Genomic DNA, 2,046 nt, shown 5'->3' with positions numbered 1-2,046 from the left:
TGAGCCGCTGCTCGGCGAGCTGGACGCCGGTGGCACCGTGACGGTCTACACGGACGAGGGCAAGAAGGTCGCCGCGGTGCAGGGCGGGTTCCTCTCCGTGACGGCGAACAAGGTCAGCATCCTCGGCGAGACCGCGGAGTGGTCGGAGTCCATCGACCGCGGCGAGGCCGAGCGCGCGCTGTCCGAGGCAGGCGACGACCAGGCGGCCGCTGCAGCCGCACGCGGTCGCCTCCGCGCGGTCGAGAAGGCCGGCGCCTAGCAGTACGGAACGGGTCCGCCCGTGACCTGACGGCCGCGGCCACCGGAAGGGGTTGAGCAGATGGCGATCACCGGGATCATTCTCGGTGTCGTCGTGCTGCTCGTCCTCGCCCCGGTGGTCGCGGCCGTCGTCTATCGACTGGTGGTCGTGCGCAGGGACTCCACCTCGGTCCTGGTCAAACGGGACGGGGGAGACGCGTGGCGTCACGGAGCCGTCCGCTACTCCGACACCGACCTGGCGTTCTACCGGTTGTTGAGCGTGAGGTTCGGGGCGGATGTCCGTCTCGACCGCAGAAGCCTCGAGTTGGGTCCCCGTCGTCAGCCGACGGGGCACGAACTCGACGTCGCCGAGTCGGGGGAGCTCATCGTGTCCTTCTCCGGCCACGATCGCAGGGGTGGGATCAGGGAGGGCGAGATCTGCGTGGGGCCCGCCGAGCTGACCGCACTGCTGGCGTGGGTGGAGGCCTGCTCGACCGATCAGGTCCGCTCTCCGGCCCGCCGTCGGCGCTGACAGCCTTACAGGGCCCTGAGGGCCGTCCGGCACATCCCGATTCCAGGAGGAACCGTGCGTCTCGTCGTCGCCACCTGTCAGGTCGACTACGTCGGCCGACTGACGGCCCACCTGCCCATGGCGCCCAGACTGTTGCTCGTCAAGGCGGACGGGTCCGTCAGCGTGCACGCCGACGACCGGGCGTACAAGCCGCTCAACTGGATGACGCCTCCCTGTTCGTTGGTCGAGCGGGAGCATCCGGATGACCCCGCGCACCTTCTCTGGGTGGTCGAGAACAAGGCCGGCGAACAACTCCGTATCACGCTCTCCGAGGTCCACCACGACTCCCGCCACGAGCTCGGTGTGGACCCCGGGCTGGTGAAGGACGGTGTCGAGGCTCATCTCCAGGAGTTGCTGGCCGAACACATCGAGACCCTGGGGCCGGGATACAGCCTGATCCGCCGCGAGTACATGACCGCGATCGGTCCGGTCGACATCCTGGGGCGGGACGCCGACGGCGTCACCGTGGCGGTCGAGATCAAGCGTCGAGGCGAGATCGACGGCGTGGAGCAACTCACGCGGTATCTGGAACTGCTCAACCGCGACCCGCTGTTGTCTCCGGTCAGCGGGGTGTTCGCCGCCCAGGTGATCAAGCCGCAGGCCCGGACCCTCGCCGAGGACCGCGGCATCCGGTGCGTGACCCTCGACTACGACTCTCTCCGTGGGATCGAGTCGACGGACCTGCGGCTGTTCTGAGGGCGGGGACCGGGTGCCGAGACGTCACAGACGCGCGGGGACGGGCCGTCCGGCGCCCCGGCGGGAGGGGCCGGGTGGCGGTGCGCTCGAATCCGGCCCGTCGGGTGACCCGGATGACTACCACGTCCGGCGCGTCCCCGGATCGCGCGCCGGTAAGGACTACCGTTGCCCGGGATGCGACCAGGTGGTCCCCGCCGGGACCCCACACGTGGTGGCGTGGCCGGACAGGCCGGGGGGCGACGACGAGCGCCGCCACTGGCACAGCGGATGCTGGTCCGGGAGGGGCAGCCGGGGTCTCACCCGTCGGTGGAGCTGAGCCGTGGGTCGACGAGCCCCGGGTCGGCGGGCATGACCGCATCGTCGTCCGGGCGGCCGGGAATGGGCTCCAGCCTGGCACGGATCGCCGCCAGATCGGCCAGGACGCGCTCTCGGACCGACCGCAGTTCCTCGGTGTGTCGACGCGCCGTCGAGACCAGCGATGCAGCCTCGGCCGCGGCGCGGTCGACCGTCTCGCGGGCCTCGTCCTCGGCCTGACGTCTCAC

4 protein-coding genes and 1 pseudogene are annotated in these 2,046 nt (G+C 70.7%); 4 read left to right on the top strand and 1 reads right to left on the bottom strand.

From position 1 onward, the window contains the following. From G6018_RS08250 to G6018_RS17375, 4 genes are all read left to right on the top strand, one after another. Positions 1-259: F0F1 ATP synthase subunit epsilon (locus G6018_RS08250; RefSeq protein WP_182639365.1), on the top strand; the 259-nt coding region annotated here is incomplete at its 5' end. Positions 260-319: 60 nt separating this feature from the next. After that, a complete protein-coding gene (locus G6018_RS08245) occupies positions 320-769 on the top strand; it encodes a DUF2550 family protein (RefSeq protein WP_182609675.1) in 450 nt (149 codons plus the stop codon). A gap of 54 nt (positions 770-823) precedes the next feature. After that, the gene (gene nucS, locus G6018_RS08240) at positions 824-1,504 is read left to right on the top strand and encodes an endonuclease NucS (protein WP_182639364.1); all 681 of its coding nucleotides are present in this window, start codon (positions 824-826) and stop codon (positions 1,502-1,504) included. A gap of 13 nt (positions 1,505-1,517) precedes the next feature. Beyond that, complete coding sequence (locus G6018_RS17375; protein ID WP_259843874.1) at positions 1,518-1,820, top strand: ATP/GTP-binding protein; 303 nt, start codon at positions 1,518-1,520, stop codon at positions 1,818-1,820. Here the strand turns inward: G6018_RS17375 and G6018_RS08235 are convergent. After that, positions 1,801-2,046, bottom strand: a pseudogene (locus G6018_RS08235) (hypothetical protein); the annotation flags it as partial. The gene G6018_RS17375 and the pseudogene G6018_RS08235 overlap by 20 nt on opposite strands.

It is taken from the genome of Dietzia sp. DQ11-44 (genome assembly GCF_014145205.1).
Lineage (GTDB): Bacteria > Actinomycetota > Actinomycetes > Mycobacteriales > Mycobacteriaceae > Dietzia > Dietzia natronolimnaea.
Note: the sequence above shows the minus strand (reverse complement) of the source record. Positions and strands in the feature narration are given on the sequence as shown.

Coding starts and splice junctions, on each gene's coding strand:
- G6018_RS08245 (WP_182609675.1), top strand. CDS start 320: ATGGCGATCACCGGGATCATTCTCGGTGTCGTCGTGCTGCTCGTCCTC.